Source organism: Methylobacterium sp. WL6 (assembly GCF_008040095.1).
In the GTDB taxonomy this organism is placed as follows: domain Bacteria; phylum Pseudomonadota; class Alphaproteobacteria; order Rhizobiales; family Beijerinckiaceae; genus Methylobacterium.
Window position 1 is genome coordinate 1 of sequence record NZ_VRVH01000069.1, and the last position, 20990, is coordinate 20990.

Annotated in this window: 20 protein-coding genes and 1 pseudogene; 16 read left to right on the forward strand and 5 right to left on the reverse strand. The window is 67.5% G+C overall.

Going from position 1 to position 20990, the window contains the following annotated elements:
- A pseudogene (locus FV230_RS11900) lies at positions 1-864 on the reverse strand (ABC transporter ATP-binding protein); the annotation flags it as partial.
- A gap of 353 nt (positions 865-1217) precedes the next feature.
- On the opposite strand from FV230_RS11900, the gene FV230_RS11905 reads away from it, so the two are divergent.
- The 14 genes from FV230_RS11905 (at position 1218) to FV230_RS11970 (ending at position 15417) form a co-directional block, all read left to right on the forward strand.
- Positions 1218-1877 carry a cytochrome c3 family protein gene (locus tag FV230_RS11905; protein ID WP_147842543.1) on the forward strand — a complete coding sequence of 220 codons (660 nt, stop codon included), beginning with the start codon at positions 1218-1220 and terminating at the stop codon, positions 1875-1877.
- Positions 1878-1893: 16 nt separating this feature from the next.
- Positions 1894-4839 carry a TAT-variant-translocated molybdopterin oxidoreductase gene (locus tag FV230_RS11910; RefSeq protein WP_147842544.1) on the forward strand — a complete coding sequence of 982 codons (2946 nt, stop codon included), beginning with the start codon at positions 1894-1896 and terminating at the stop codon, positions 4837-4839.
- 4 nt (positions 4840-4843) lie between these two features.
- Complete coding sequence (locus FV230_RS11915) at positions 4844-6880, forward strand: quinol:electron acceptor oxidoreductase subunit ActD (RefSeq protein WP_147842545.1); 2037 nt, start codon at positions 4844-4846, stop codon at positions 6878-6880.
- Complete coding sequence (locus FV230_RS11920; RefSeq protein WP_147842546.1) at positions 6877-7404, forward strand: cytochrome c; 528 nt, start codon at positions 6877-6879, stop codon at positions 7402-7404. Before FV230_RS11915 ends, FV230_RS11920 begins: the two co-directional genes overlap by 4 nt.
- Complete coding sequence (locus tag FV230_RS11925) at positions 7401-8483, forward strand: hypothetical protein (RefSeq protein WP_246694833.1); 1083 nt, start codon at positions 7401-7403, stop codon at positions 8481-8483. The genes FV230_RS11920 and FV230_RS11925 overlap by 4 nt, the downstream gene beginning before the upstream one ends.
- Positions 8480-8956, forward strand: a complete 477-nt coding sequence (locus tag FV230_RS11930; RefSeq protein WP_147842547.1) for a hypothetical protein — start codon at positions 8480-8482, stop codon at positions 8954-8956. Before FV230_RS11925 ends, FV230_RS11930 begins: the two co-directional genes overlap by 4 nt.
- A gap of 4 nt (positions 8957-8960) precedes the next feature.
- Complete coding sequence (gene coxB, locus FV230_RS11935; protein ID WP_147842548.1) at positions 8961-9938, forward strand: cytochrome c oxidase subunit II; 978 nt, start codon at positions 8961-8963, stop codon at positions 9936-9938.
- Complete coding sequence (locus FV230_RS11940; protein ID WP_147842549.1) at positions 9935-11614, forward strand: cbb3-type cytochrome c oxidase subunit I; 1680 nt, start codon at positions 9935-9937, stop codon at positions 11612-11614. The genes coxB and FV230_RS11940 overlap by 4 nt, the downstream gene beginning before the upstream one ends.
- A gap of 10 nt (positions 11615-11624) precedes the next feature.
- On the forward strand, positions 11625-12284 hold the full coding sequence (locus FV230_RS11945) for a cytochrome c oxidase subunit 3 (RefSeq protein WP_147842550.1): 660 nt from the start codon (positions 11625-11627) through the stop codon (positions 12282-12284).
- Positions 12285-12288: 4 nt separating this feature from the next.
- Positions 12289-12600 (forward strand): oxidase, encoded by a 312-nt coding sequence (locus FV230_RS11950; protein WP_147842551.1) that lies wholly within the window; start codon positions 12289-12291, stop codon positions 12598-12600.
- 116 nt (positions 12601-12716) lie between these two features.
- Positions 12717-13535, forward strand: coding sequence for a class II glutamine amidotransferase (locus FV230_RS11955; RefSeq protein WP_147842552.1), 819 nt, complete (start codon positions 12717-12719; stop codon positions 13533-13535).
- A gap of 168 nt (positions 13536-13703) precedes the next feature.
- Positions 13704-14447: a NepR family anti-sigma factor gene (locus FV230_RS11960; RefSeq protein ID WP_147726015.1), complete on the forward strand. Its 744-nt coding sequence runs from the start codon at positions 13704-13706 to the stop codon at positions 14445-14447.
- 118 nt (positions 14448-14565) lie between these two features.
- On the forward strand, positions 14566-14979 hold the full coding sequence (locus FV230_RS11965; RefSeq protein WP_147726014.1) for a DUF1236 domain-containing protein: 414 nt from the start codon (positions 14566-14568) through the stop codon (positions 14977-14979).
- 147 nt (positions 14980-15126) lie between these two features.
- Complete coding sequence (locus FV230_RS11970) at positions 15127-15417, forward strand: hypothetical protein (protein WP_147842553.1); 291 nt, start codon at positions 15127-15129, stop codon at positions 15415-15417.
- Between the two features lie 3 nt (positions 15418-15420).
- On the opposite strand, the gene mscL is transcribed toward FV230_RS11970, so the two are convergent.
- From mscL to FV230_RS11985, 3 genes are all read right to left on the reverse strand, one after another.
- Positions 15421-15849, reverse strand: coding sequence for a large conductance mechanosensitive channel protein MscL (gene mscL / locus FV230_RS11975; RefSeq protein ID WP_147726012.1), 429 nt, complete (start codon positions 15847-15849; stop codon positions 15421-15423).
- Positions 15850-15929: 80 nt separating this feature from the next.
- Positions 15930-16766, reverse strand: coding sequence for a CDP-diacylglycerol--serine O-phosphatidyltransferase (pssA, locus tag FV230_RS11980; RefSeq protein ID WP_147726011.1), 837 nt, complete (start codon positions 16764-16766; stop codon positions 15930-15932).
- A 12-nt stretch (positions 16767-16778) separates the two neighbouring features.
- Complete coding sequence (locus FV230_RS11985) at positions 16779-17489, reverse strand: phosphatidylserine decarboxylase (RefSeq protein ID WP_147842554.1); 711 nt, start codon at positions 17487-17489, stop codon at positions 16779-16781.
- A gap of 1010 nt (positions 17490-18499) precedes the next feature.
- Between FV230_RS11985 and FV230_RS11990 the strand changes: the two genes are divergently transcribed.
- Positions 18500-19123, forward strand: a complete 624-nt coding sequence (locus tag FV230_RS11990; RefSeq protein ID WP_147842555.1) for a sce7726 family protein — start codon at positions 18500-18502, stop codon at positions 19121-19123.
- On the opposite strand, the gene FV230_RS11995 is transcribed toward FV230_RS11990, so the two are convergent.
- The gene (locus tag FV230_RS11995) at positions 19058-20056 is read right to left on the reverse strand and encodes a hypothetical protein (RefSeq protein WP_147842556.1); all 999 of its coding nucleotides are present in this window, start codon (positions 20054-20056) and stop codon (positions 19058-19060) included. The two genes, FV230_RS11990 and FV230_RS11995, sit on opposite strands and share 66 nt — an antisense overlap.
- Positions 20057-20528: 472 nt before the next feature.
- On the opposite strand from FV230_RS11995, the gene FV230_RS12000 reads away from it, so the two are divergent.
- Positions 20529-20933: a hypothetical protein gene (locus tag FV230_RS12000; RefSeq protein ID WP_147842557.1), complete on the forward strand. Its 405-nt coding sequence runs from the start codon at positions 20529-20531 to the stop codon at positions 20931-20933.
- Positions 20934-20990: the final 57 nt, after the last annotated feature.

Genomic DNA, 20990 nt, shown 5'->3' on the forward strand with positions numbered 1-20990 from the left:
CCACAGGGCGGCACCGGCGGCCATCGCCGGCAGGATGATGGCTAGCGCCAGCGAGGGCGCACGGGCATAGGCGAGCTTCGCCTCGGCGCTCGCCAGCGCCGCGCGGGTCGCCGCGGCCTTCTCGGCGATGCGCGCGCGCTCCAGGGTCGCCGAGCCGTGGATCCGCACCGCCGGCATGCGTCGGACCAGATCCCCGAGCGTCCGCTCCGCAAGCGCGCTCGAGCGCAGGCGCAGAGCGCTCCGCGACGCCGAGCGGCGAAGGATCAGTTCGCGCGCCATCGCGGCCGCGAACAGGCCGACCGCCGCGGCGGGCACCAGCCGCGGGGCGGCCAGGGCGGCGAAGCCCAGGGCGACGAGGATCGCGCCGAGCGCCATCGCCGGCACGAGGATGCCGATGGCGAGCAGGCCGTCGACCCGGCCGAGCGCCTGCCCGAGGAGGCCGGCGAGGCCGCGCGCCTCCTCGCGGGCACCCGGCGGCGCATCGAGGATCGCCGCGGTCGCGGCCTCGCGCATGCGCAGGACCGCACGGCTCTGGGCCGAGAAGCTCAGGGCGGCGACGAACCAGCCGAGGCCGGCGAGCGCCAATGCGCAGGCGGAGAGACCGAAGAAGGCCGCGCGTTCGAGGTCGAGCGGCGCCAAGCTCCAGCCCGGAACCAGGACGAAATCGTCGGCCGTGCGGGCGATGGCGACGCGCAGGAAGACCAGTGCCGTCGCCTCGTCGTGGCCCAGGGTGTGGACGAGGTCGCGCAGGCAGAGCAGGGCGAGGATGCAGAGCGGGCCGCCGAGGCCGAGCGCCAGCGCGACCGCGGCGAGGTGGCGCCCGCGCGCCGCGCGCCAGGCGAGAACGATCGGATCAGGCTCCATGGCCGCTCACGTGATCGAAGGCTTTCGCATCGGCCGGTCCCGGGCGGCCGCCGGATCGCACGCCGCCTCCCAGCGCATAGGCGCTCTTCGGTCCCGCGAAAAGCGCGCCACCACACGCCACGCTCGCCGGCGGACAACGCGGCCAATCGCCCCCTGTCGCTCAGCTTGGAATTCTTCCATAGCGCGTGGCATCGGCCGGGCAAGAGCGAACCTCCGTCGCATTGCTTTGACGGTGCAGACCGGGTCAACCTTGCGGGACCGGGCTGCGGGCATGGCGAGGCAGGGTCGAACATCTTGGTGACGCTCTCCACCGACGACATGCGGCGGTCTCGGCGCCCGCGGGCCATCGCCTGATGGCGCAGCTGTTCTCGCCGGGCGCCGACGCGATCTACCGGCTCGCCCTGCTCACCGGCGTGGCGTGCCTTGCCGGCATCCCGATCGTCGCGGCGGGGATCGTGCGCTCGGATTACGTCACCGGCGTCGGGGTCGCCCCGGCCCAGCCGGTGCCGTTCAGCCACAAGCATCATTCCGGCGAGCTCGGGGTCGACTGCCGCTACTGCCACACGACGGTGGAGACCCAGGCGACCGCCGGCATTCCGCCGACCCACACCTGCATGACCTGCCATTCGCAGATCTGGACCGGGTCCGACATGCTGAAGCCGGTGCGCGACAGCTTCGCGCGCGACGAGCCGCTCCAATGGGTGCGCCTGAACAAGCTGCCGAGCTACGTCTACTACAACCACTCGGTCCATGTGACGAAGGGGATCGGCTGCTCGACCTGCCACGGCGACGTGACCAGCATGCAGATGACCTACCGCGCCAACGCCTTCGAGATGCAGTTCTGCCTCGACTGCCACCGCGATCCGGCGAAGTACGTCCGCCCGCAGGAGCAGGTCTGGAACATGACGTGGAAGCCGCCCGACAACCAGGCGACCCTCGGGCCCGAGCTCGTCGCCAAGAACCACATCCGGGGGGGCGAGCGCCTCACCGAATGCGCGATCTGTCATCGCTGATGGGGACGGACCGCACATGACCGGGCATCACGACATCGGCGCGATCCGCGCGCGCCTGGCGTCCGGCGACGGGCCGGCCTTTTGGCGCAGCCTCGACGCGGTCGCCGACACGCCCGAGTTCCGAAGCTACCTGGAGGCCGAGTTTCCCGCCGCGGCGCGGCTCGCGGCCTCGCCGGAGCGGCGCGGCTTCCTGAAGCTGATGGCCGCCTCGTTCGCGCTTGCCGGATTGTCCGCCTGCGACTCGAGCGACGGGCGGCACTACGAGCTGCCCTACGTCAACGCGCCCGAACGGGTCCTGCCCGGCGCGCCGCTCAGCTACGCCTCGTCGGCGCTGCTCGACGGGTTCGCCAACGGCATCCTCGTCACCACCCGGAACGGCCGCCCGCTGAAGATCGAGGGCAACCCCGACCATCCCTGGAGCCTGGGCGGCACCGACGTGCTGGCGCAGGCCTCGGTGCTCGGCCTCTACGATCCGTTCCGCTCGCAGGCGGTGCAGCATATCGGGCGGCCGAGTTCGTGGGCCGCCTTCCAGGGCGCGATGCTGGCGCAGATGCCGGCCTGGCAGGCGAAGGGCGGCGAAGGCCTCGCCCTGCTCACCGGACCGGTGACCTCGCCGTCGCTCGAGGCCGAGATCGCGCGGATGCGGAAGACCTATCCGGCGATGCGCTGGTACGTCAGCGCAGGCGTCGCGCGCGACGGCCTCTACGAAGGAGCCCGGCGCGCCTTCGGCCGGCCGGTCGAGACGCTTCCCGAGTTCGCCAAGGCGCGAACCATCGTGTCCCTCGACGGGGACATGCTCGACCTCGGCCCCGGGCAGGTCGGGCTGGCGCGGCGCTGGAGCGACGCGCGAAAGGCATCCTACGCGGCCGGCAACCTCCTCACCCTCCACGCCGCCGCGGCGACGCCGACGCTGACCAGCGCCAAGGCGGACTACGGGATCGCGGTCGCCGCCACGCGGATGGAAGCCCTGGCGCGGGACCTGCTGAGCCTCGCCGAGGGCGGAACGGCATCCTCCGCCGACAACGCGTCGGCGGCTTGGCTCGAGCGTGCGTCCGCTGCGCTGAACGCGGCCCGCGGCGCCGGCCTCGTCACCACCGGGCTCAGCGGCTCGCCGGCGTTGCATGCGCTCGTCCACCGGCTCAACGGCGCCTTGGGCAACGCCGGCACGACGGTGCGGCACACCGCACCGGCCCAGGCGATCGGCGCCGGGACGCTCCGCGACCTCAGCACCGCCATGGCGGAGGGCTCGGTCGAGACCTTGATCGTGCTCGGCGTGAACCCGGTCTACGAGGCGCCGGGCGCCCTCGACTTCGCGCAGGCCATGGAGCGCGTGCCGCTGAAGATCCATGCCGGCCTCTACTACGACGAGACCGCGGCCCATTCCGATTGGCACCTGCCGCTGGCGCATCCGCTCGAATCCTGGGGCGATGCCCGCTCCCTCGACGGCACCGTCGGCCTGATCCAGCCGACCGTCGCGCCGCTCTACAACGGCCGCTCCTCCAACGAGCTGTTGGGCTTCCTCGACCGCGGCACGATCGGCAACGGCCTCGATCTGCTGAAGCAGCGGATGCGCGGCGAATCCGAGACCGACGCCACGTTCCAGGCCCGCTTCGAGGAGGCCCTGCGCAGCGGCTTCCTGCCCGACAGCGCGGCCAAGCCCGAGACGACGGTGCTGACCGAGGCCGCCTCGGCGCCGGCGAAGCCTCCGGAAGCGCCGCAGGAGACCATCGAGGTGGTGTTCCGCCCCGACCCCACCATCTGGGACGGGACGCTGGCCGATCTCGGCTGGCTGCAGGAACTACCCAAGCCCCTGACGAAGATCGTTTGGGAAAACGTCGTCGGTGTCAGCCCGAAGCTCGCCGAGCGACGCGGGCTCGCCAACGGCGACATCGTGCGCATCGCCGCGGACGGGCGCGCGATCGAAGGTCCGGTCTGGATTACGCCCGGGCAGGCCGAGAACACGGTCAGCCTCGGGCTCGGCTACGGGCGCAACGTGCCCGACCACCTCGCGAAGGGCCTGGGATACGCCGCCAACGTGCTGCGGCCGGCGATGGACCCATGGCTGCTGGAGGGCGCGACGCTCGCCGCGACCGGCCAGCGCCGGATGCCCGCGACCACCCAGGATCTCGGCACGATGGAGGGGATGGATCTCGTCCGCGTCCAGCACCAGGGCGCGAAGCCGGTCGGCGATCCCAAGGCCTACGAGCTGGCCTCGTTCTACCCGAAGCCCGCAGCCGCAGAACGCGGCGCGGAGGCCGCCTGGGCCATGGCGATCGACCTCGATTCCTGCATCGGCTGCAACGCCTGCATCACCGCCTGCCAATCCGAGAACAACATCCCGGTCGTCGGGCGCGAGGAGGTCGAGCGCGGCCGATGGATGGGCTGGCTGCGGGTGGACCGCTACTTCTCCGGCACGCTCGATGCGCCCGAGACGCATTTCCAGCCCGTGCCGTGCATGCATTGCGAGAACGCACCCTGCGAGGTCGGCTGCCCGGTGGAGGCGACGCTGCACGACAGCGAGGGCCTGAACCTGCAGGTCTACAATCGCTGCGTCGGCACGCGGACGTGCCAGAGCTATTGCCCGTACAAGGTCCGGCGCTTCAACTATCTCGATTATACCGGCGACATGCCGGTGGTGGCGCAGCAGCAGCGCAATCCCGACGTGACGGTGCGCGCCCGCGGCGTGATGGAGAAGTGTACCTACTGCGTCCAGCGCATCGCCGCGGCCCGCATCGACTCGGCCAAGGACGCGCACGCGCCGATCCCGGACGGTGCCGTCGAGACCGCCTGCCAGGGCGCCTGCCCCACCCGCGCCATCACCTTCGGAAACCTCTCGGACCCCCGCAGCCGGATCGCCGCGGCGCGGGCGGACGGCCGCAACTACGCCCTGCTCGGCGAGCTGAACACGCGCCCGCGGACGACCTACCTCGCGAGCCTCGCGCCGCCGGCGAAGGAGGGCTGACGCCATGTCGGGAGCCACGCTCCAGCCACCATCCGGCACCGGCCTGATCGGCCCCGACGCGACGCTGCACGGCATCGGTCGCGCCGTCGCTTCGGTCCCGCTGACGCATCCGTTGAACCGCCGCTGGTGGATCGCCTTCGCCGGCGCGCTCGCCCTGCTCGGCCTGTTCGGCGGGGTGCTGTGCTACCTGCTCCTGACGGGCGTCGGCATCTGGGGGAACAACAACGCCGTCGTGTGGGCGCTCGACATCGCGAGCTACGATTGGTGGATCGGCGTCGCCAGCGGCAGCCTGCTCGTCTCCGCGGTGCTTCTCCTGCTCGGGGCGGAATGGCGCGGCGCCGTCAACCGGGTCGCCGAGACGGTCGCCTTGCTCTGCACCTGCGCCGCCGGCCTATACCCGATCATCCATCTCGGCCGGCCGTGGTTCTTCTTCTGGAACCTGCCCTATCCGAACACCTACGACCTGTGGCCGCAGTTCCGCTCGCCACTCCTGTGGGACGCGATCGACATCGTGTCCTACCTCGTGGTCTGCGTCAGCCTCTGGTACATCGGATTGCTGCCGGATCTCGCGTCGTTGCGCGACCGCACCGTCGAGGATGCGCTGGCGCAGGAGAAGGCCCACGGCCGTCCCCGGAAGCGGTCGCTCCTGAAGGCGCAGGCCTACGGGATCGTCGCGTCGGGCTGGCGCGGATCGGCGGCGCATTGGCAGCTCTGGTCGCAGGCCTACCGCACCATCGCGCTGCTCGGCGTGCTGCTGGTGGTCTCGCTCCAGACCGGCGCCTCGGTAATGCTCGCGGGCTCGGTGATGCCGGGCTGGCACGACACGATCCTGCCGGTCACCTTCCTCGTCAACGCCGTGTTCTCGGGCGTCGGCGTCACCGCCGCGATCGTGGTGCTGATCCGCTCGGTCTACCGACTCGACGGGCTGATCTCGGCACGGCACCTCGAGATCCTCGCCTGGCTGATGCTCTGCCTCGGATGCGCCAGCCTGTACTGCTACGCCACCGAGTTCTTCTCGACGTTCCTGCACGGCGACCAGCAGGAACGCGACGTGCTGATCCGGCGGATGGCGGGCGCCCATGCCTGGGCCTTCTGGACCGTCGTCGCGTGCCTGCTTGTCCCGGCACAGGCGTTCTGGTCGGCCCGCCTGCGCCGGTCGCCGCTCGCGGTCGCGCTGATCGGCGTCCTGATCGCGATCGGCGCCTACGCCGACCACGTCATGGTCCTCGTGGTGACGCTGGCCCAGGATTTCCTGCCCTCCTCACGCTTGGCCTACAGCGAGACGATCTGGGGCGTCGCCACCTTCGCCGGTTCCGTCGGCCTGTTCCTGACGCTGCTGCTGCTGTTCCTGCGCTACCTGCCGGCGGTCTCGATCACCGAGAGCCGTCGCCTGGCGCTCGCCGTCGCGCCGGCCGCGGCCGCGGCCGAGCGGAGGGCGGTGAAGGAGGCCGAGGCGCGGCCGCTTGCCAGCGAGCGGGACGGGACGGAGGACGCGCCGCTCTGGGGCGTCAGCGCCGCTTTCGCCTCGGAAGGTGACCTCGCGGCCGCCGCCTCCGCCCTGTCCGGCCGCAACGACGCCCACGTCCACCTGGACGCGCACGGCCCCGTGCCGATGCCGCGCGTGCTCCGCACCCTCGGGATCGCCGGGCGCTCGATCCGCGCCTACGCGATCCTCGGCGCGCTCGCGGGCGGCGCCGCCTTCTTCGGGATGTGCGTCTACGCGACGGCCTACGACTACGTGTTCCTGATCGGCGGGCGTCCGCGCTTCTCGTGGCCGTCCTTCGTGGTGCCGAGCCTGTCCTTCGCGATGATGAGCGGTACGATCGCGGTCCACCTCGCCTTGCTGATCCTGAACCGGTTGCCGCGCTTGAACCACCCGGCGTTCAACATCCCGGGGTTCCTGCGCGCGACGGACGACCGCTACTTCCTCTCGGCCGAAGCCCAGGGCGAGCGCTTCGACGCCGACCGCCTCGTGCGCAAGCTGGCGTCACTGCCCGCGGAAGCCGGCCGCCCGCTCGACATCCGCCGGGTGCCGCGATGAGGCGTCTCCTGGCCCTGCTCGCCGTCCTGCCGCTCGCGGCCTGCGGCGAAGCCGACATGAGCGATCAGCCGCGTGCCAAGACCTGGGACAGGAACGGCTTCTTCCCGCAGGCGATGACGATGCGCCATCCCGTCGCCGGCACCGTGCCGCGGAACGATCCGGCCAAGCCGGCGGTGCAGCCGGCGAGCATCACCGAGACCCTGCTGGCGCGCGGGCGGGAGCGGTACGGCATCTACTGCACCCCGTGCCACGGCGCCTCGGGCGACGGACGCGGGATCATCGTCGCGCGCGGCTTTCCCTCGGCCGGTCAGCTCACCACCGAACGCCAGCGCACGGCGTCGGCCGACGACCTGTATCGGGCGATCTCGGAGGGGCACCGGGCGATGTACGGGATGGGCCAGATGATCCCCTCCGCGGATCGCTGGGCGATCATCGCCTATGTCCGCGCCATGCAACGGAGCCAGGATACCGAGGTCGCGGGCCTGCCGCCCGAGGACCGGGCCAAGCTGGAGGCGTCGCGATGATGGCCGCTTACGCCTCGGCCGCACGGCGCCGTCCCGTCGCCGCGCTGCTCCTCGGCGTCGGAGCGTCGATCCTCGCCGTGCTGGCGGGTGGCTGGCGCGGGGCGGCCACGTCCTACCTGGCGGCTTGGCTCGCGCTACTCGCCCTGCCGGTCGGCGCGCTTCCGATCGCCATCGCGCTCGAGCGGTTCGGCCTGCGCGAGCACGACCGCGGCGAAGGCGAGCTTTCCAAGTCCTTGCGTCGCCTCGTCGGGCTGATGCCGGTGGCAGCGATCCTGGGCGTGCCCGTCTTGTTCGGCATCGGGCAGATTTATCGATGGACCGACGCGCCGCCCGCGACGCCGCTGGCCGCTTTCTGGTTCACGGTGCCGCTCTTCGCCCTGCGGGTGATCGCGTACCTCGCCGCCTGGGTCTGGCTCGCCGCGCGGTTCGTGGTCCCGGGCGAAACCCGCGACGGACGCACGATCTCCGGGGTCGCGCTGCATGCCGTCGTCGGAACCCTGGCCGTCACCGACCTCGTCGGATCCCTGGACCATCGGCTCGGCTCCAGCCTCGAAGGTCTGCTCGTGCTGACGGCCTGGAGCGGCTTGGCCCTGGCCGCTGCGATCCTCCTGGCACCGGAGGAGCCGACGCCGATCGGGCGCGGGCGTGCGGTCCCCGGGCAGGACCGGCTGGTGCCGCTGGTGGTCCTGCTGAGCCTCTGGGCCTTCCTGCACTTCGTGCAGTTCCTGATCGTCTGGTCGGCGAACCTTCCTCAGGAAGTCTTGTGGTACTTCGCCCGCGGCGGCTGGCTCGGCCGTGCGTTCGCGAGCCTCGGCGGGGCCGTCGTCCTGCTCGGCGCGCTGGCGACGCTTCGGCCGGGGCGCCCGACGACGCGGGTCTTGGCGGCGCTGGTGCTCGCGCTCCACGCGGTCGAGATGCTCTGGTTCGTGACGCCCGCTCTGCGCGACCGCTTCGTGATCGGCTGGAGCGACGCCTTCGCCGCGATCGCCGTCTGCTGCTTGGCCGTGGCCCTGCTGCCGGTGGCGCAACGCCTGCTGCCCGTTCTCTCGCCCCGGCGCCGGCGGAGCGCGGTCGCATGAGCACCGAGCGCACGCAGCACCGTTTCGGTTTCGTCTCGTCGATCATCTCCGGCTTGGCGATCTTGCGCCGCCGTCCTTCCTCGCCCGGGACGGCGAAGGCATCCGGCGAGGCCGGATCCTCGGACGGGCCGGGCTACGAAACCTCCGACGTCCATGTCGGCAACACGGCCCGCGTGATGGCCGGGCTGATGGTGACAGCGCTCGCCGTGATCGGAGCGATGATCTGGCTGAAGACGATGGTCTCGACCGATCAGCGCCAGGCCCTGCCGAGCCTGACCGCGCAGCAGACCGCGCGGCTCGTTCCCCCGCCACCGAACCTTCAGGCCGACCCCTACGCCGACCTCGCTGCCGAGCGTGCGGCCGAAGGCCGGCGGCTCGACGGCTACGCCTTCCTCGACGCCTCGCGGCAGCGCGCGCGCATCCCGATCGACCGTGCCATGGCGCTGACGGTCGGCCGAACGCTGGACCCGTGAGCCGATGATGCCGAAGCACGCAGCCCTCGAACTCTGGCCGGCGGCGGCCTCCGCCGTCGCGGTCGAGACCGACTACCTGATCCTCGCTTTCACGGTGCTCACGCTGGTGCTCACCGTGCCGGTGTTCCTGGCGATCACCTGGTTCGCGATCCGGTACCGCGACGGCCAGGAGGCGAACCGCGACACCAGCGGCATCCGCTCGAACCTGATCGAGATCAGCTGGATGCTGATCCCGTTCCTGCTGACGCTGATCTTCTTCGTCTGGGGCGCGCGGCTCTTCGTGATCTCGAAGAACCCGCCGCCCGACGCGATGGTGATCGAGGCGATCGGTCGGCAATGGATGTGGAAATTCCAGCACCCGACCGGCCAATCCGAGATCAACGACCTGCACGTGCCGATGGGCCAGCCGATCAAGCTGCGGATCATCAGCCAGGACGTGATCCATGCGCTCTACCTGCCGGCGCTCCGGGTGCAGATGGCGGCCTTGCCCGACCGCTACACCGAGCTGTGGTTCAAGGCCGACAAGCCCGGCACCTTCCACCTGTACTGCTCGGAATATTGCGGCACCGACCACTCGGCGATGGAGGGCAGCCTGACGATCCTCAGCCAGGGGGACTACCAGGACTGGCTCACCCATTCCGGGGCGCAGCAATCGAAGGTCGCGGCCGGCAAGGCGATCTACAATGCCTACGGCTGCGGAACCTGCCACGACGATGGGTCGACCGTGCAGGCGCCGAAGCTCGTCGGCCTCTACGGACGGGCGGTGCGACTGGCGGACGGGCGCACGATCACGGCCGACGAGGACTACCTTCGCGACAAGATCCGCAACCCCAACGGCAACCGGCTCGCCGAGGGCTACAAGCAGATCATGCCGAGCTTCGCCGGCGTGATCCCGGAGGACGACCTCGGCCGCTTGATCGACTTCCTAAAATCGAACACCCGCACCGTGGGCGACGCAGCGTCCGGAGAGGCCACGCGATGAGCGCATCGGGCACGATCGACAGCGGGATCGCGAACCGCGAGCCGCACGCGCCGGAGGCGACGCTCGATCGTCCGGCCGACTATCTCCACGCCCAATCGACCCTGCGCTCGTGGTTCCTCACCACCGACCACAAGCGCATCGCGATCCTCTACCTCGCCTCGATCACCGCGTTCTTCATCATCGGCGCCGTCGCCGCGGGCGTGGTGCGGCTGGCCCTCGTCGTGCCGAACGGCGCGGTGATGGCCAACGACACCTACAACAAGGCCTTCACCATCCACGGCGTGGTGATGGTGTGGTTCTTCCTGATCCCGTCGATCCCGGCGACCTTCGGCAACTTCCTGATCCCGCTGATGATCGGGGCGAAGGACCTCGCCTTCCCCAAGCTGAACCTCACGAGCTGGTACGTCTTCATGACGGGCGCGCTCTTCACGATGGTGTCGGTGGTGCTCGGCGGCATCGACACGGGCTGGACCTTCTACGCGCCGCTCTCCACCGCGTTCTCGAACGGCTGGGTCCTGCCGGCGCTGATCGGCGTGACGATCGTCGGGTTCTCGTCGATCCTGACGGGCCTGAACTTCGTCGTCACGATCCACACCATGCGCGCGCCCGGCATGACGTGGTTCAAGCTGCCGATCTTCGTCTGGACGCACTACGCCACCAGCCTGATCTTCCTGCTGGCGACGCCCGTGATCACCACGGCGCTGATCCTGCTGATCATGGAGCGCGCCTTCCACATCGGCGTGTTCGATCCGGCTTATGGCGGCGACCCGGTGCTGTTCCAGCACCTGTTCTGGTTCTACTCGCACCCGGCGGTGTACATCATGGTCCTGCCGGGGATGGGGGTGATCTCCGAGATCATCCCGGCCTTCGCCCAGAAGAAGCTCTTCGGCTACCGCTTCGTCGCCTACGCCGCAATCGGGCTCGCCTCGGTGACGTTCTTCGTCTGGGGCCACCATATGTTCATCAACGGGCAGAGCGATCTCGCCTCGCTCGCCTTCTCGGCGCTCTCCTTCGCGGTCGCCGTGCCCTCGGCGGTGAAGGTCTACAACTGGACCGCGACGATCCATAAGGGGAAGCTCCGCCTCGACACGCCGATGCTCTACGCGATGGGCTACATCGGCCTGTTCGTGCTCGGCGGCCTCACCGGCCTGTACCTGGCGACGCTGGCGATCAACCAGCACATCCATGCGACCTACTTCGTGGTCGCGCACTTCCACTACATCATGGTCGGCGGCACGGTGCTGGCCTTCCTCGGCGGGCTGCACTTCTGGTGGCCGAAGTTCACCGGCCGGATGTACAACGAGGCCTGGGGGCGGATCTCGGCGCTGCTGATCTTCCTCGGCTTCAACGTGACGTTCTTTCCGCAGTTCATCCTCGGCTACCTCGGCATGCCGCGACGCTACGCGACGTACCCGCCGGAATTCCAGCTGCTGAACGTCCTCTCCTCGGCCGGCGCGACGATCCTGGCGGCGGGCTACATCTTCCCGATGCTCTACCTCGTCTATTCCCTGTGGTTCGGCAGGAAGGCGCCCGCGAATCCCTGGGACGCCAAGGGGCTCGAGTGGGAGACGACCTCGCCGCCGCCGACGCTCAACTTCGCGTCGCCGCCCGAGGTGCCGAGGGTTCCGTACGACTACCCGATCCAGGAGCAGGAAACCAAGGCGCAGCATCGATGAGGCAGCAGCGATGAGCACGGGTCTCGCCGACGGCGTCGGCATCAAGCGCGCCCACCATTTCGAGACCGTCGCGCAGCAGCGCTATGCCGCCACGCTCGGGATCTGGGCGTGGCTGATCACCGAGCTCCTGCTCTTCGCGGCCCTGTTCCTGGTGGCGCTGATCGTGCGGATCCAGCACCCGGAGGCGACGCAGGAGGCGGCGCGCCACCTGAAGTTCTGGATCGGCGCCGTCAACACGGTGGTGCTGATCGTCTCCAGCCTCACCATGTCGATGGCGATCGAGTTCTCGCGCATCGGCTGGCAGCGGGCGATGGTGCGAGCGATGCTGGCGACCGCCGCTCTCGGCAGCCTGTTCCTCGTGCTGAAGGGCTACGAGTACTACGCCGACTACGAGGAGCACATGATGCCGTTCCTCGGCTCGCGCCCCTACGAGCTGTCGGCGAGCCCGGCCTCGCGCCTGTTCGTGAACCTCTACTACGTCGCGACGCTGTTGCACGGGCTGCACCTGCTGACCGGCATCTCGCTGCTGCTCGGCATGACCTGGATCGCGTCCAAGGCGGGGTTCCTGTCGCGGCACCAGAACTGGATCGAGATCTACGGCCTGTACTGGCACTTCATCGACCTGATCTGGATCATGGCCTTCCCGATCCTCTACGTCGTCAACCGGTAGCCCGATGCGCAGCCCGCTCGCGACCCTCTCCGACGCCGACCGCGCGCTCCTGAAGGATCGGCTGCGCAAGCCGGTCCTGACCTTCCTGGCGCTGATGGGCCTGCTCGCGGTCAACGTCACCCTCGGCGCGACGCTGCCGTTTGAGCAGGTCTGGGCGCTCGAACTCGTCGTCGTCGCGGCGATGGCGCTCGTCGTCCTCCTCGTGTCGATGGAGGTGCTGCACGAGCCGCCGCTGGTGAAGCTGTTCTCGGGCCTCGGCTTCTTCTGGGTCGCGATCATGGTCGGCATGACGCTGACGGATTACCTCGGCCGCTGACGCGCGGTGCGGTTCACGGTTGTTCGCCGTCCGAAACGCACCTAAACCGAAGTGGACATCCGGGCGGCGGACGATCCGCGCCGAGGCCCCGCCCGATCAGGTAAGTTTCCGAGACGATGTGCGAACTGCTCGGCATGAGCGCGAACGTGCCCACCGACATCCGCTTCTCGTTCGCGGCGTTGGCGCGGCGCGGCGGCGAGACCGGTCCGCACGCGGACGGATGGGGCATCAGCTTCTACGAGGGCCGCGGCTGCCGCAGCTTCCACGAGCCCGAGCCGAGCGCGAAGTCGGAACTCGCCCGCCTGCTGCGCGACTACAAGATCAAGAGCCGCATCGTCATCGGGCACGTGCGCAAGGCCAATCGCGGCCGCGTCAGCCTCGAGAACACCCATCCGTTCTCGCGTGAGCTCTGGGGCCGGCGCTGGACCTTCGCGCATAACGGTCAGCTCAAGGGGGTGAAGAAGCTTCCGCTCGGCAGGTTCATGCCGATCGGGTCGACGGACAGCGAGTACGCCTTCTGCTGGATGCTCGGCCGCCTGCAGGGGCGCTTCTCGGCCCTGCCCAAGCCCGCGCTGCTCGACCGCGCGGTGGCCGACCTCTGCGCCGAGCTGCACGCGCTCGGCGTGTTCAACATGCTGCTCTCCGACAGCCGAACCCTCTACGCCCATTGCGGCAAGCGCCTGTGCTACCTCACCCGCCGGGCGCCCTTCGGCACGGCGACGCTGATCGACGAGGATTGGCGGGTGGACTTCGCCCAGGAGACCACCGAGCGCGACGTCGTGTCGGTGGTGGCGACGCAGGCGTTGACCCGCGACGAATGCTGGACCGACCTCGCGCGCGGTGACGTCATCACCCTGCGCGACGGCGCGATCCGCCTGCTGAAACCCGGCGCGCCGGCGGCGGCCACCGTCGTCGTCGCGCCGATGCCCTGTTGAGGCGAGGCGCGACGCACTTGGATGTGACGGTCGCGAAGGTGCAAGCGCGGCCGCGATAGGCTAAAGACACGGAACAACTCGAACGGCTCAGGCGCGAGCCGCACACGTTCCGCCTCGCGGCTTCGGACCACCCGCGAGCCCGCAGAAGACCGTAGATTGCGACGCATCATGACCCGCGACGAGACCGACACCCTTCCGAGCCAGTCTGGAAACGGCGACAAGGATGCGCGGCCGAACCTGTCGCACACCATCCGCTCCCATCTCGGCGACCATCTGCGCAGCGCCTACGACACGTTGGGCCAGACCGAGCTGCCGAGCCGCTTCGCCGAGCTGATCGCGAAGCTCGAGGCGGCGCTCAAGGCCCGCGGCGAGGCGATCGAGCCAGAGTTCCGCAACGGCCTGCTCGCGGCCGTGCCGAGCCTGCGCGCCTTCGCCCTGTCGCTGACCTCGAACCCGGCCCGCTCCGACGACCTCGTGCAGGATACGCTGATGAAGGGCTGGCAGCATCGCGCCCGCTTCCAGCCCGGCACCAACCTGAACGCGTGGCTGTTCACGATCCTGCGCAACATCTTCTACTCGGACCACCGCAAGCGGGTCCGCGAGGTCGAGGACCAGGACGGCTCCTACGCCGCGCGCCTGGCCACCGCCCCGCACCAGGGCGACCGCCTCGACGTCGAGGACCTGCAGACGGCGCTCGCCAAGCTCCCGCCCGACCAGCGCGAGGCGCTGGTGCTCGTCGGCGCCGAGGGCGTCTCCTACGAGGAGGCGGCGACCATCATGGGCTGCAAGGTCGGCACCGTGAAGAGCCGCGTCAGCCGGGCCCGAGGGCGGCTCGCCGAGCTGCTGGGCTACGACGAGGAAGACCTCGGCTCCGACCGGTTCATCCAGTCGGCGATGCCCAAGGACGCGTGAGAGAACGCCCGACGATCGGTCTTTTTTGACGCATCCGTTTCCGGGGGTCGTGCGTTACCGGCCCGACACTCGCACGGCGCCGGTTGGTGCGGCGAGCATCGGAAGACGGAGCTTTGCCATGCAGTTCAAGACCCTTCTGGCCGCCTCGGCCCTCGTTCTCGCCCTGCCGCTCGCCGCACAGGCGCAGGGCACCATCCGCGGTGCCGAGCGCGGCGCCGAGACCGGCTCCGACATCGGCGGCCCGATCGGCGGGATCGTCGGCGGCGCGGTGGGCGCGGCGACCGGCACCGTCGGCGGCATCCTCGGCGTCGACATGCAGCCGCGCTTCCGCAGCTACGTCCGCGAGCGCAACGTGCGCTCCTACGATTACGACGGCCGCGTCGCCGTCGGCACCACCCTGCCGGGCGACGGCGTGACCTACTACGACGTGCCCGACGAGTACCGCGTCCAGCCGGGCACCCGCTACACCGTGATCAACAACCGCCCGGTCCTCGTCGATCGCGGCCACCGCATCGTCGAAGTGATCGACTAGGCGTTTCATCGCCGCGCGACGTGCGAGGGCTCCGGGGCGACAGGCTCCGGGGCCCTTTTCCTTGGCGCCCACCGCACGCTCGGCCGCCCATGCAACGCTTCGCCGCATCGCCCGTTATGGCTCTGACGGCGAACGGGAATTCCCACCATGAACGACGACGCCATCGATCCGAAGGCCGGGCTTCCGGAGCCGGTCCGCGACCATCTCGGCCAGCAGCTGCGCTCGATGCTGTCGGTGGGCCAGGAGAAGCCGCGCTTCCTCGGCGACGATCCCGCGCCCGACGCCACCTTCGCGCCGCAGCTTCAGCGCCTGGAGACCCGGCTCAAGACCCACGAGGAGGGCACGGGCGCCGTCGAGCACGCCCTCGACCGCATCCTTGATGCCTTCGGCGTCACCCCCGACGACGGCAAGCCCGCCGACACCAAGCCGACGGCTTGAGGGTCAGACCTTCGGGCGCGTCGCGAGCAGGTCGCGGATCTCGCCGAGGATCTTCACGTCGGCCGGCACCTCGGCGACGGCCTCGGGCTTGGCCTCCTCCTTGGTCACGAGCTTGTTCATCGCGCGGATGACCAGGAACAGCACGAAGGCGACGATCATGAAGTTGATCGCCACGGTGATGAACTGGCCGTAGCCGATCACCGCACCCTGCTTCTTCGCCTCGGCATAGGCCGCGCCGGCCTGCACCTTCGACGACAGCGGCAGGTAGTAGTTCGAGAAGTCGAGCCCGCCGGTGATCGCGCCGATCATCGGCATGAACACGTCCTGCACCGCCGAGGTGACGATCGCCCCGAAGGCGGCGCCGATGATCACGCCGACGGCGAGATCGACCACGTTGCCGCGCAGCGCGAACTTCTTGAACTCTTCGAGCATGGCGGGTCCCCAGCCTTCAGGTGCATCACGCTACGCGTGGCGGCGGGGGCCGCCAAGCGCACGCGGGCCGGCATCCACCGTCAGATCGCCGAGGCCGGGTCCTCGCCGGACTCGATGCGGGCCGCCGGCTCAAGCCGGGCGCGGCGGCGGTACTGCGCGGCGCCGATCGGCAGGCCGACGATGTAGGCGGCGCTGATCGCCACCAGCGATTCGAACGGGAACGAGATCAGCAGGCCGAAGGCGGCGACGCCCGCCAGGAAGATCGGCAGCACCCACCCGCGCGGCACGCGCTTGCCCATGGTCTTGCCCGAGAAGGTCGGCACGGTGGAGACCACCAGCAGGGCGATGCCGAGCACGTAGACCAGGATCGCCGGCGCCGCCCAGGCCTCGAAGCCGAAGCCGAGGAAGTGCAGGTACAGCGGCAGCATCGCCGTCATCGCGCCGGCCGGGGCCGGCATGCCGACGAAGTAGTCCTTCTTCCATTCCGGGCGGTTCGGGTCGTCGAGCATCGCGTTGAAGCGGGCGAGCCGCAGCGCCATCGCGATGGCGAAGATCAGCGCCACGATCCAGCCGAGCGATTTCAGGTTGTGGAGCGCGAAGCCGTAGAGGATCAGCGCCGGCGCGCAGCCGAAGTTGACGAAGTCGGCCAGCGAATCGAGCTCGGCCCCGAAGCGCGAGGTGCCCTTCAGGAGCCGCGCCACGCGCCCGTCGATGCCGTCGAGCACGGCGGCCGCGATGATCGCGATCACCGCCGGCTCGAACTTGCCCTCGAAGGCCAGGCGGATCGCGGTCAGCCCGAGGCAGAGCGCCATCAGGGTGATCATGTTGGGCGCGATCATCCGGAACGGCACCGGCTTGAACCGGCGCGGCCGCGGCTCGTTCGCGTCCGGCTCGAAGGGCGGGAAGAGATCGTCCATCGCCCCCTCCCCTCAGATCCGGCGGAACGAACGCTCGGGCCCGCCGCCGAGGTCGGCGAGCACGGTCTCGCCGGCGACCGCCTTCTGGCCGAGGCCGACCAGCACGCGGGTGCCGACGGGCAGGTACACGTCGACCCGCGAGCCGAAGCGGATCAGCCCGAAGCGCTCGCCGACCGAGAGCTGGTCGCCGGCCGAGACGAAGCCGACGATGCGGCGCGCCACGAGGCCGGCGATCTGCACCACGCCGACCCGCACGGGCTGGCCGCCGTGCACGGTCTCCATCACCATCCCGTTGCGCTCGTTGTCCTCGCTCGCCTTGTCGAGCTCGGCGTTGAGGAACAGCCCCGGCGTGTAGTGGATCTGCCCGATCCTGCCCGTCACCGGCACGCGGTTCACGTGGCAGTCGAACACGTTCATGAACACCGAGACCCGGGTCATCGGCACCTGGGGCAGATCGAGCTCGGGCGGCGGCAGCACGGTCGAGATCAGGTTCACCCGCCCGTCCGCCGGCGAGACCACGAGGCCCTCGGCCACCGGCGTCACCCGCTCGGGGTCGCGGAAGAAGTAGCAGACCCACAGGGTCAGGATCAGGAACACCCAGCCGAAGAACTGCGAGAAGGTGCCGGCCAGCACGGTGAGCACGATCCCGATCACGATGAAGGGGTAGCCCTCCTTGTGGATCGGGACGAGCGTCCGGCGGATCGTCAGGAGAAGGTCGTTCATGCGGGCTTTCGGAAGGGGCGCGCGAAGGGCGCGGGGCCAACGGGATTTTGACCCGCGCGATGGCAGCCCAGGGCGCGAAGGTCAACCGCCGGCGCCATCGCGCGGGGGTCTGGCCGCCCCATCGGACCGACACCCGCCCCGTCATTCCGGGGCGCCGAAGGCGAGCCCGGAACCCAGAGCCGCCGACGCGAGCAAGGTCCGGCACCCTCGGCGCGTCTGGATTCCGGGCTCCGCTGCGCGGCCCCGGAATGACGGTCGTTGGCATCCGATCGTCCAGGCACGCCAAAACGACCCCGCGCGGAAAGCCTCCGCCGGCGGCATGGCCCCGACATCACGGACAGGAGACGCGGGACGCCGCGGAACCCTGGGATGATGCGCAATGAGCCGGTTCCCCGGCGCCCCGCGGTGCCGGGCCCCGAGAACGCGGGCACCCGGCGCCGATTTGTCGTCGCGGCTTTACGTACCGCACGGCCCCGCCGCCGCGGCCCGCGCGACGCGGGCCCCGGTCACGTATCCGGCCACGTAGGGCCGGGTCGCCCCGGCGACAGCCGGAACGGGCGATCCCCGCACCCTCCCTAACGTCGGGATGGGCTCAGGTCTCTTCTGAGAGCGCTCCGCTTGCGGGCGACAGCCCGCCGCTCGGTGCGCCCCGCGCCGCGCATTATGGACGCCGTATCGCGGCGGGTTGATCGACCCACCGCGCAGGACCGCCACGCTGCCGACCGCCCCGTCGATCACCGGGCCGGCTCCTGACGGCGGCCCCGGGACGAAACGCAGCCCCGGCGCCGTGCAGCGCGTGATGGGGTTATAGGCATGGTTTAGGATTTTTGTCAAGTCAGAAGGTAATTCTGTCCGTGATAGGCTTGATTTGACTCAATGGGGGAACAGGCTATCTGAGCTACTTCAGCGATAATTAGACACTCTTCAGGCACAAAAATAAGAGAATATTAAGCGTCTTTATAAATGGCTTCTCGAAGAGAAATTGGATCATTGTTAATTGGAGAGACGCGATGCGTGATCGCGATGTAAGGAAAGCTGCCTTACTCTGGCTCGAGCAAGCTCATGTGCACGAGATTGATACTCTCATAGTTCAAGAAATGGGCGTATGGTCCGGCTCAGTGAGGATCGACATTGCAGTAATAAATGGAGAACTTCAAGGCTTTGAACTCAAGAGCGCGCGAGATAATTTAGATCGACTACCGACGCAAGTCGAGATATACAGCCAAGTCTTTGATCGTATTACGCTTGTGGTGGCGGAATGTCACTTACAAAAAGCAAAGTCACTTTTACCAGCATGGTGGGGCATTTCAGTTGCGTACGAGAAAACAGGTGGTGATCTACGACTGAAGACAAAAATAATAGCTCGAATAAATCCAGGAATTGCCCCCATTCAACTCGCACGCCTCCTTTGGAAGGACGAGATGATAAGCATCCTAGATAAGCACGGATTTGCGAGAGGCTATCGCTCGAAATCTTCAGAGCTACTAGCTGAGAGACTTATATCCAATTTGAAGTTAGATTCGCTTCGCAATGAGGTTTGCGAAGCGCTTAAACGCAGACAGGGGTGGCTAAGGAATAACTTGTCGCGTCAAAACAACATGCCGATTGACGCCGATTTTGACCCAATGCGCTAATGTCTGTGGACTTTTCCCAGCACCAATCTGATCTATTTCATCATCCGCCCAACATCCAGAAATACGGCCTCTATTTACGTAATTTATAATGCTGTTGGCATGCCCGGTAAGCTGAACATCTTGCATCACGCTGTTGATACCTCGGGTCCTAACTCCCTTGCATATTAGAAATTCGCTTGCTAAAGTATATCGAACATTAATTGGAAACCCGTAAGTCATTCCAGACGGTGGCTCGACGATTGGAGGAGTTGTATAATCACCAAAGTCTAATCTATAGGGAACGACAGCCTGTAAATTAAACCATAGTGAGTACTCGCTCCGAGTGATTAGATGCAGCCCTTGATTTATGGCAGCAAAATTAGGGGGCATGGAAGTTCCCGCGATAGTAACCGACCTCCAAGTCGCGCCTTGGTGCAGATTTGAAAAAGTATGCTGCACAGTAGACCCTAAACTCGCGACCGTACCGACGCTGTCCTGCAGATCTACAATAAGATCCGTTTCGGAGAGGGGATAATTCCAGCCGCCGATCCAAGAAGCTGCGCTGGAAAATTCATTCAAATCAATTCGTAGCGCAATACCCCTCCCTTGCGCCTGAACAATAGTGTGGACCGCTTGAGAATACCCTGCAGGAGAAGCAAGCGATATTGCCGGAATCAAATTCAACCCTTTCGCACTTGCATTAGCAGCAATCGCCAAAATCGGATGGTTTCCATTTATTGGGCTCGGAATGTTACTTGCATCGAGATATAAAGAACCGGTTCCCAACGAAGCAATGATCCGATCAGTGAAATAATCCGCAGCCGGAACTGCTAAGTTATTTTTTGTTGCTTTTTTCTCCTTAAATTGCTCGCTCATCAAAATAATGAACGGAACGACACCGGCTTTCTGCGCCGGACTCAAAAAGGAAACCCCTCCTCTTCTCCTGTCTTTCATTTGAGTATCGGAATATAACGGAAAGTAGACATTTTCTGATCCCGCCGATTCGTCCCCGCGATCGGGCAACTTAGAGTTATTTTTGCAAGCTTGTCCATAGACGCGTTAGCCATGAGCCCCTGCAGAGCCTGGCAGGTCTAAACCGAAAAACTGCTACTATTTGATTGTAATTACAACCGATTTAAAGTATTATTCTATCTATGCCAGCAAAAGTACGCTTTTGAATCAGAATTAAAAATAATTGATAGTCTGTAAGTTGATATAAATCTTGAGTTAATCGGCTCGTCCTTCATCAGGTCTGACTGCGGCCCAACTGGTACCCGCTCCGCCTCCTCCTCCGCTCGTCGATACGACGCCCAAGCTGTTTCTGCTACGCGCCAGCAATTCCGAAGAACGGCGTAGACCATATTCCGGTCAAGCAGCTTGGACTGTATGATAGATTCCGCTGATTCGATGCCCGGAGCCCGCACGAATGCGCATGCATCCCCTCGCCTTGCTGTGCCTCGCCGTCGTCGCTCTGTCCGCCGGGCCGGCCCACGCGAAGCGGTCGAGGCCCGACGACCTGCTGGATCACGGCCAAGGCTGCTGGACGCGGGCATTCGCGCCGAACGCGTCCTTGGAATGGTGCTTCCGGCAGGGCGGCATCGTGGACGGCGGCGCCACCAAGGATGGCGAGGGATTCGAGGAAAAGGGGGTGTACCAGAGCTTTTCCGAGCATGTCGTCATCCTCGGCTTTCCGGGCAACGGATGGCCCGCCGAGAACTACGTCGAGGATTGCCGCTACCGCTTCGAGGACGATTTCCAAATTCTCGTGCTCGACGGCTGCAGCAGCGCCGGGCGATGGCGCCGGCCCGCCGGGCAGCCCCTCACGCCCTGAGACGTCGGGGCGCGGCGGTCGCGGCCGGCTCCGCCCGCCGTGGTCTCACTCGACCAG